The following is an 8,688-nucleotide window of genomic DNA, read 5'->3' as shown; positions in this document are numbered from 1 at the left end:
GCCTGTTCGACCCGAAGCGCGAGTTCAACTACACCCGGTGGCGCCGTTTGGCGACGGCCATCGTGCGGTGGCCTGCACCCATCCTCGCGACCTCCGTCATCCTGGCGATCGTCGGCGCAATTGGCTTGATGGGCTTCACTCCTCGCTACAACGACCTGTACTACCTGCCGCAAAGCGCTTCGTCAGTGAAGGCGTACACCGCGGCCGATCAACACTTCACCCAGGCCCGCTTGAACCCTGACCTTCTGATGATCGAATCCGACCACGATCTGCGCAATCCCAGAGACATGCTGGTCCTGGACAAGATCGCCGGCGCCATCTTTCGGGTGCCCGGCATCGAACGGGTGCAGAGCATCACCAGACCTCTCGGCCCGCCAATTCAAGACGGATCCATTCCGTTCCAGCTCAGTGTGCAAAGCGCGCCGATCCGCAGCAACCTGAACTACCTGAAGGACCGCGTCGCCGACATCAAGAAGATCACCGGTTTCCTCGACACCCAGATCGCCCTTTTAGAGCGTCAGTACACGGTGACCCAGAAGCTCGCGAATGCCGCGGAAGACAGCTCGAAAACCACCGGGGAGACGGCGGCCATTACGGACGAGATCCGGGACCATATCGCGGATTTCGACGACTTCTGGAGACCGATTCGTAGTTACTTCTACTGGGAGAAGCACTGCTACGACATCCCGATCTGCTGGTCGCTACGGTCGCTCTTCGACGCGCTGGACGGGTTCGATCAGCTGGCCGAAAAGTTCCACGCCCTCACCAGCGACCTCACCAATACGGCTGTGGCCACGCGCGAACTCCTGGCGATCATTCCCGAGAATATCGCCGTCACGAAGTCGATCCGGGATACGACGCTGACCATCTACAGCACGTTCGACAGCCTGATCGATCAGTTCGACCGGCTGACCGACACGAACGCTGTGATGGGCAAGTCCTTCAACGACTCCCAGGTGGAGAGCGTGTTCTACCTGCCACCCGAGATCTTCCAGAACCCGGACTTCTTGCTGGGGTTGAGCTTGATGGTGTCGCCGGACGGCAAGGCCGCTCGCTTCATCATCACTCATGCAGTGGATCCGGCGACGACACAGGGAATCGCGTCTGTCGATCAGGAGCGCCAAGCGGCCAAGGAGGCGCTGAAACTCACTTCGCTGGAAAATGCCGACATCTACCTCGGGGGTACGGCCGCGACGTTTTACGACATCGCCAACGGCGCCAAGTACGACCTGATGATCGCCGGGGTGGCCTCGATCGTGCTCATCTTCATCATCATGGTGATCGTCACCCGCGCCTTGGTCGCGGCGGGCGTCATCGTCGGCACCATCGTGATGTCGTTGGGGGCCGCCTTCGGGTTCTCGACACTGATCTGGCAGCACCTTGGTAATTTTCAGTTACACTGGGTGGCAACAGAATTCGCGTTGATCGTGCTCTTGGCGGTGGGATCCGATTACAACCTGATGCTGGTGTCCCGAATCGAGGAGGAGATCGGAGCCGGCCTGAAAACGGGACTCATCCGCGGCATGGGTGTGACCGGCCCGGTGGTGACTGCCGCCGGTGTGGTGTTCGCCGTCACCATGGCCACCATGATCACCAGCGATCTTCGGGCGATCGGCCAATTCGGCACGACGATCGGCATCGGCCTGTTGTTCGACACCTTCGTCGTCCGATCGCTCATCACCCCATCGATCATGACGGTGATGGGACGCTGGTTCTGGTGGCCCAAGCGGGTACGGGTCCGCCCGGCCAGCCAGATGCTTCGGTCCGTCGGGCCGCGCCCGCTGGTTCGGGCACTGTTGTACCAGCCGCGGCACGCGGTCCCGCCGGATCCGCGGACGTCGCATCGGACAGAGCACGCGCCGCCGAATTCGGATTGTGTTGTGTCGCACCGATAACACGTCGGCTTCCGCTATGCCCTCCTGGCGATTGGGGGTTTCCGACGGTGCCTCTAGTTGAACACCCCGACGAACGGCTCAGCAAGGAAAGCGGACGGCGATCGGTCTACGTTTCGCGCCGCGCCGCCATGGCGGCTTCGCGCTGAACCTTCTTCTTCACGTGGGTCGAGCAGCAATGCCCGATATCGCAATGGAAGCGGTCACTGCATTCATGCGAACAATAGATCGACGCGGCCGGAAGCCACTCCGGATTGGAGAGGTCACGCTTGCGGGCGTTCGGATCGAACGTGTGGCCGCAATGTACGCAGGTCTTGGCCTTGACCACACTGTTGAGGGTACGCGCCGCGGGCCCTAAATCGATGCTGGTTTCAGACCGATAGCAAACAATCTACGTTTCGCAAACCAGGTGGGTTGCAATTCAAGCTCGGCTCTGCTGTGGCTGCTAGCGGACGAGATCGACGCGACGCGCAAACAATCGACACTCGCCCGCAAGCCTTGGTCCATTCACGCTTCGGTTCACGGCTGCGCGTTAGTCACCCGGGTGAATAGGTGGTGGGGGTGACGACAGCTCACCCCGCCTGGCCGCAGTCTCAGTGCGAGCGAACCGGGGATTGTCCCCCGTCGTCGGGGCGCCCGACCTTTGTGCGTCACGCGTCGTCGACACGGGTACCGGCGGTCTGTGGGCGCGCGCTGCGACGGAAAGGGACCCCCATGAGTGAGGCGTATGTCCTCGGCGGCGTGCGTACGCCGTTTGCCCGCTACGGCGGCACACTATCGGCCATACGTGCCGACGAGCTCTTGGGAATGACGCTCAAGGGCGCATGCGAACGGGTGGGCGTTCCCCTTGATGCCGTCGAAGATGTCCTCGCCGGGTGCGTGAACCCTGCCCATGAGGGAATGGGTGATATCGCGCGATGGGCGGCCCTTGCCGCGGGATTTCCCGACAGCGTCGCGGGCGCGACCGTGAATCGGTTCTGCGGCTCGTCGTTGAGTGCGGCGGCGAGCATCAGCCACGCGATCAAGGCCGGCGATCTCGGCCTGGGCATCGCATGTGGGGTCGAATCGATGTCGCGCTCGGGCTGGGCGCTGATGAAAGGCGACGCGGCTTTCAGCCCCCGTGGTCCGGTGTTGATGCTCGACACCATGTGGAGTGGTGCCGGCGGTCCGCCGAATCCTGTACTGCTGGCGCGCAACGCCTACATCAGCATGATCGAGACGGCACAGAATGTCGCGGACCGCTATTCGCTGACCCGCCAGGAGATCGACGCGTTTGCGCTGCGCTCACAGCACCGTGCCAAAGCCGCTCACGACCGGGGGAGGCTGGCCAAGGAGATCATGGCGGTGCCTATCGCGGCGACCAAGAAGACGGCGGCGCGTTGGGTTGAGCGTGACGAATTTATCCGCGAAGACACCACCGCAGAGGCGTTGGCGGCACTTCCCGCCCAGCCGGGCACCACGCAAATGACGGCGGGCAACTCCACACCCTTGAGCGACGGTGCGAGCGCGGTACTGATCGCTTCGAAGGAGCGCGCGGCCCAATTGGGCATACGGCCGTTGGCAAGGATCGTGTCTAGCGCCGTCTACGGGATCGATCCGCTGATCATGGGTGTGGCGCCGGCGTGGGCGATGCCGGCGGCGATCCGCCGCGCCGGCCTGACCCCGCAACAGATCGATGTCTGGGAGATCCACGAGGCGTTCAGCGCGCAAGCCTTGGGAGTGCTGCGGGAGTTACCCAATCAGCTCGACGGCTTTGTCGTGCCCGATGACAAGCTCACACCCAACGGTGGTGCGGTGGCGATCGGGCATCCGTTTGGTGCGACCGGGACGCGGTACTTGTTGACGTTGTCCATTGAGTTGCGGGAACGTGGCGCACGATACGGCGTGATCGGAGTGTGCATCGGCTCAGGGCAAGGGGTGGCGTTAGTGGTGGAAAACCCTGAAGCCCTATAGCTTTCGACGCCCTGGTGCAGTGCGGTTTCGTCGAGGCGAATCATCCGGATGAATCGGCGGGACGGATGATGACAACCCACCCGACTCTCACCGAGGGTGACGTCATGGCACATGCGACCTCGGCTGCCGCCAATGATGACATGGAAGGGATAGCTGATTGTGAGTGAATCGCCAACGTCGATGGGTGCTATCGAACGCAGAGCCCACGACGGACTGCAGACCATCATCACCGACAACGCCCAAGACGGTCGGTTCGAGGCCGCTGTAGACGGCCAGGTGATCGGTCGGCAGCCCTACCGCCGTTACCACGCCCACATCGTGTTGATGGCCACCGAAGTCGATGAGCAATGGCGTGATCGGGGTGTCTCTTCGGCGATGATCGGTGGTGTGCTCGCACTGATCCGGGCGGCCGGACACACGGTCATTCCGCGGTGCAAGATCACGGCTGACTACATTCTGCGCCATCCCGAATATCGGGACCTGGTGGTCGCCCAATATCAGGGATTGCTCCGCCCGGTGTCGCGGCCCGTTGCGCCCCCGGCTCCGGGCAGCCCCTAACCGGCCGGCGGCGGATGCGTCGTCTTTGCGGTTCTTGCCATGTAATGCCTTGGCCGACATCTGCAGTTCGGCTGCGCGTCAGCTGACCTTCGGCATCGGGATGCCTTCGCTGGCCGTGAATTGTGCGTCGTTCTCGGAGGATAACCCGATGGAGACGACGGAGCGGTTGAACAGGACGTCGGTCACATACGCCAGTGACACCGCCCACCGGTTGACGCCGCGGGGAATTGCGTACAGGTGGTAGGCCCGGGTGACGGCTTTGGCCGGCAGCCCCGTCAGCCGGATGTTGAGCGGATTGGCCACCGCATACCGCGGCCCGAGGTCGACCACCAGGCCCAGGTTGCGGTGTTTGTATTGGGTGGGGTTGCCGTGACCGAGGCTGGCGGCGACGTTGCGGGCCAGCACCTTGCCTTGCCGGGTGGCGTGTTGGGCGGTCGGTGGCGTGATCTTGCCGGGCTGGGTCAGGTCGGGAACCGCGGCCGCATCACCGGCCGCGAACACGCCGGGGTGATCGGGGACCTGCAGATCGGGCCGCACCGTGATCCGGCCCTTGTCGGTCGGTAGTCCCAGGTGTTGGATCAGCGGGGCGCCGGTCACCCCGGTCACCCAGGCGATTGTGCGGGTGTCGATGCGTGAATCATCGCTGAGCACAACGTGATCGGCGTGCGCTTCTTTGAGGGTGATGCCGAGTCGGACGTCGATACCGCGCTTGCGCAGGACCTTCATCGCGGCTTCGCCGAGTTTGGTGCCCACCTCGGGCATCACCTGCTCGGCCAGGTCCAGCAGCAAAAACCGCACCTCGGCGGGGTGGAAGCCCATTTGTGTGGCCGCGGCGTCGGCGAGCGCCCGTAGCTGGGTCACCAGTTCGGTGCCCGAATAGGAGGCGCCGACCACCACGACGGTGCGTCGGGCCGCGGCCACCTGGGGGTCGTCTTCGATGTTGGCCAGCTCCAGCTGCTCGACGAAGTGGTCGCGCAGGTAGAGGGCCTCGGCGGTGGTCTTGAGCCCGCGCGCATACGTGGCGAGCCCGGGGACGTCGAACAGCCGTGTCACCGACCCCGGCGTGAGCACCAGCCGGTCCCAGGACATCGCATGGCTGCGTTCCTCCGGATCGCAGTAGGTCAGCGTGCGCCGCGTGAAATCCACGCTGTCGACGCGGCCGCGCACCGCGTGCACGCCCCGCAGCGAATTGGCCAGGGGCACAGCGACGAAACGGGCATCGAGCACTCCGCCGGCCACGTCGGGCAACAACGGCGTGTACAGCATGTAGTCCACCGGCGAAATGATGGTGATGTCGACGGGTGCGTGCCGTCGGCGCAGAATCCGGGCCAGACGCCGGGCACAGGTGAATCCGGTGAAGCCGCTTCCCACAATCACAACCGAGGCCACCGATCCGTGCGAATCATGAAATTTCACTTTTGACCTCCCGGTTGCGTGGTTGCGAAGCCCTTAGACGGATGTGCGGAAGACGACGCAGCTGCCCAGTCGGAGTCGAACAACGATTGAGCGGGCCCGACGATTGCGCGGCAACGATTGATCGCGGCCTGGCAGTTGTGTTGTGAGTTCACAGGTTAGTGGCCTTCCGGTCGTCGCCCATGGTCGTGGTTCGGTCACGGTTTTCGCGACCGATGCAGATGAGGTCGACGACGCTTCGGCCACAAACGATGCCGCCAGACCGGGTGAAATGTCGTCACCTTCGGAGCATATTCACCCGGGTGAGAAGCTGACCGACCGTTGTGGCCGCATACTTTCGTTGGCGAAGTCTTCAGACGGGATGCCCGTTTTGGCTCAACCCCGGCGCTCCGGTGACGAAAACCTGTGTGCTGCCACCGGATACGGCGACAGCGTCGGCGTGGGTGCCGATGTGAGCGGCCACTTCGGTGACGATCGGGGTAATGGTGGTCGTCTCAAGACGGTGTTGATCAGCGCTCCCTCCACGCTTCGGTTCATGGCGGCGCCGAGATCACCCGGGTGAATAGGTGCTTGGGGTGATGACAGCTCGCCCCGCCGACCCGCAGTCTCAGTACGAGCAGAACCGGGGGATTGTCACCCGTTCTTCGGGGCGCCCCACTCCGTGCGTCACGAGTCGTCGATACGGGAAACGACGGTCCAGTAGAGGCCCGTCAGGAGCACTTGGAAGGGCCCGAGTATGGATTTTGAGGCCAAGAAGGTCGTCGTTATCGGGGGCAGCGCCGGCATCGGCCGGCAGGTCGCGCTCGACGTCGTCGACCACGGCGGCAGCGCGGTGATCATCGGACGCTCGAAAGCCCGGGTCGATGAGACCGTCGCGGAGCTGACGATCCGGCGTGGCCAAGCCTGGGGCATTGCCGCCGACCTGGCGGATCGCGCTGCCGTCGCCGATGTGCAGCGCGCGCTTGCCGAGCAGCACCGCGACGCGACACTGCTTGTCAACGCGGCCGGATTCTTCATCCCGAAGCCATTTCGTAGCTACGACCAGCAGTTCTACGACTCATACATGGAGCTCAACTATGCCTTGTTCTTCCTGACGCAGACCGTCGTTGCGGGCATGGTCACCCGCGGCGACGGTGGCTCCATCGTCAACATCGGCAGCATGTGGGCACATCAGGCCATCGGCCGGACCCCCTCGGTTGGGCACTCCATGCAAAAGGCCGGGCTGCATGCGCTCACCCACAACTTGGCGATCGAGCTTGCCGGACACAAGATTCGCGTCAACGCGGTGGCCCCGGCCGCCGTGAAGACCCCCGCTCTCGAACGATGGGTCCCAATGGACGAGATCGACGCCACGCTAGAGACGTTCGCGCCGTTTCATCCCCTAGGACGAGTCGGCACCCCCGCCGACGTCGCCAACGCCGTCACCTATCTGCTCTCCGAGCAGGCCAGCTGGGTCACCGGCGCAATCCTCAACATCGACGGCGGCGTCATGGCCGGCCGAAACTAACCCGGTGGAGATTCCAATGACCAAAGACATCTTGAGGCCAGGCGGCCCGGCAGCTAAGTCTGTGGGGCGCACCGAAGGCAAGTCGTTGTTCCAAGGCACGATCGGTGTCCGCCACATCCTCGACAAGCTTGATGCGGAAGGGCGCTTCTCGGTCCTCGAGCATCCGATGTCGCCGCGAGCGCTGGGCGCACCGCTTCATCGCCACCACAACGAAGATGAGTACAGCTGGATCATCGAGGGACGCGTAGGCGCATTGCTCGGCGATGAAGTGCTCTACGGCGGACCCGCCGACTTCATCTTCAAGCCACGAGGCCAATGGCATACGTTCTGGAACGCGGGCGATGAGCCCGCGCGCATCCTCGAGATCATCTCTCCCGCAGGATTTGAGCAGTTCTTCGACGAGCTCACCGACCTCGGCGGTGTGGCCAAGGTCTCGGCGGAGAATCTAGACGAGCTCTGTGCCCGGTACGACCTGGAGATGGATGTCGACAGTGTTCCCGAACTCTGCAAACGCTTCGATTTGAAATTCCCCGGTGAGCCTCTTTGATAGTGCGGGGTCGACTCGGTCGAATCGCGAGCGCCGCCTACGAAAGCGGTTCTCCCGGAAGCACATCGATCGCAGCAGCCACGGCTCCGACAGACAACGATGAAAGGAAACCCCCGTATGTTTAAGCCCGAATTCTTCGATACACCCGGGTACGGCGAGATTGCCCGCACCCGCAACCACTACCGCCAAGCTCTGCGCATCGGCGATCGCATCGAGATCTCGGGCCAGGGCGGCTGGGACGCGGATTTCACTTTGTCGGTCACCTCCCTGGAGGAGGAGATCGACAAGGCGTGCGACAACGTCGAAAAGACTCTCGCTGAGGTGGGCGCCAGCTGGGGTGACGTGGTGAACGTCCACTCCTTCCATGTCCCCACCGCCGACGATTCCATTGGCGATCAGCACATGTCGGTGATGGTGGACCAGTTCCGCAATCGGCTCGGTGAACGGCAGCCGCTGTGGACCGCGCTGGGCGTCGAGGCGCTCGCACTGCCCGGCCAGCGCGTCGAAATCGAGGTCGTCGCCATCGCCGGATTTAGCAGCACGTAGACCAAGCCAGCCAAGCGCAACCCTGAAAGGTTCATCATGAAGATCGTAGTCATCGGCGGTCGTGGGCTTATCGGCTCGAAAGTGGCGAGCAAGCTCCACGCGCAGGGACACGACGTGGTCGCCGCCTCACGCCGATCAGGTGTCGATGCCCTGACCGGTGAAGGCCTCGCCGACGCGCTCGCCGGTGCGGACGTCCTGGTCGATGTCGCCGATTCACCCTTGTTCGACGACGAACCTGTAATGCACTTCTTCACGACCGCGACGGCGAATCT

The 8,688-nt window shown here is 63.4% G+C and carries 9 protein-coding genes; 7 read left to right on the top strand and 2 right to left on the bottom strand.

All coding sequences use genetic code 11. From position 1 onward, the window contains the following. Positions 1-1,895 (top strand): MMPL family transporter (locus tag Q0W90_RS20775; RefSeq protein ID WP_297776294.1); only part of this gene is annotated, 1,895 nt, incomplete at its 5' end. A 106-nt stretch (positions 1,896-2,001) separates the two neighbouring features. On the opposite strand, the gene Q0W90_RS20770 is transcribed toward Q0W90_RS20775, so the two are convergent. Further along, complete coding sequence (locus tag Q0W90_RS20770; protein WP_297599279.1) at positions 2,002-2,220, bottom strand: ferric uptake regulation protein; 219 nt, start codon at positions 2,218-2,220, stop codon at positions 2,002-2,004. Positions 2,221-2,606: 386 nt separating this feature from the next. On the opposite strand from Q0W90_RS20770, the gene Q0W90_RS20765 reads away from it, so the two are divergent. Further along, positions 2,607-3,845 (top strand): thiolase family protein, encoded by a 1,239-nt coding sequence (locus Q0W90_RS20765; protein WP_297698855.1) that lies wholly within the window; start codon positions 2,607-2,609, stop codon positions 3,843-3,845. 159 nt (positions 3,846-4,004) lie between these two features. Further along, entirely contained in the window at positions 4,005-4,403 is a 399-nt protein-coding gene (locus Q0W90_RS20760) for a GNAT family N-acetyltransferase (RefSeq protein WP_297776291.1), read from the top strand. Between the two features lie 78 nt (positions 4,404-4,481). On the opposite strand, the gene Q0W90_RS20755 is transcribed toward Q0W90_RS20760, so the two are convergent. Next, positions 4,482-5,792, bottom strand: coding sequence for an FAD-dependent oxidoreductase (locus Q0W90_RS20755; RefSeq protein ID WP_297776297.1), 1,311 nt, complete (start codon positions 5,790-5,792; stop codon positions 4,482-4,484). A gap of 760 nt (positions 5,793-6,552) precedes the next feature. On the opposite strand from Q0W90_RS20755, the gene Q0W90_RS20750 reads away from it, so the two are divergent. The 4 genes from Q0W90_RS20750 to Q0W90_RS20735 all read left to right on the top strand — a co-directional run. After that, positions 6,553-7,323 carry an SDR family oxidoreductase gene (locus tag Q0W90_RS20750; RefSeq protein WP_297776289.1) on the top strand — a complete coding sequence of 257 codons (771 nt, stop codon included), beginning with the start codon at positions 6,553-6,555 and terminating at the stop codon, positions 7,321-7,323. Between the two features lie 16 nt (positions 7,324-7,339). Beyond that, the gene (locus Q0W90_RS20745; RefSeq protein ID WP_297698851.1) at positions 7,340-7,870 is read left to right on the top strand and encodes a cupin domain-containing protein; all 531 of its coding nucleotides are present in this window, start codon (positions 7,340-7,342) and stop codon (positions 7,868-7,870) included. A gap of 117 nt (positions 7,871-7,987) precedes the next feature. Next, entirely contained in the window at positions 7,988-8,416 is a 429-nt protein-coding gene (locus Q0W90_RS20740) for a Rid family hydrolase (RefSeq protein ID WP_297599720.1), read from the top strand. Between the two features lie 36 nt (positions 8,417-8,452). Further along, on the top strand, positions 8,453-8,688 hold a 236-nt coding region (locus tag Q0W90_RS20735), incomplete at its 3' end, for an NAD-dependent epimerase/dehydratase family protein (protein ID WP_297776285.1).

The organism is Mycobacterium sp. (assembly GCF_025933915.1).
In the GTDB taxonomy this organism is placed as follows: Bacteria; Actinomycetota; Actinomycetes; order Mycobacteriales; family Mycobacteriaceae; genus Mycobacterium.
This window is presented reverse-complemented; position numbering and strand designations above follow the sequence as displayed.

Bases quoted from the DNA above. Each gene is read 5' to 3' on its own strand.
- Q0W90_RS20765 (WP_297698855.1), top strand. From the start codon at position 2,607: ATGAGTGAGGCGTATGTCCTCGGCGGCGTGCGTACGCCGTTTGCCCGC.
- Q0W90_RS20750 (WP_297776289.1), top strand. From the start codon at position 6,553: ATGGATTTTGAGGCCAAGAAGGTCGTCGTTATCGGGGGCAGCGCCGGC.
- Q0W90_RS20745 (WP_297698851.1), top strand. From the start codon at position 7,340: ATGACCAAAGACATCTTGAGGCCAGGCGGCCCGGCAGCTAAGTCTGTG.
- Q0W90_RS20740 (WP_297599720.1), top strand. From the start codon at position 7,988: ATGTTTAAGCCCGAATTCTTCGATACACCCGGGTACGGCGAGATTGCC.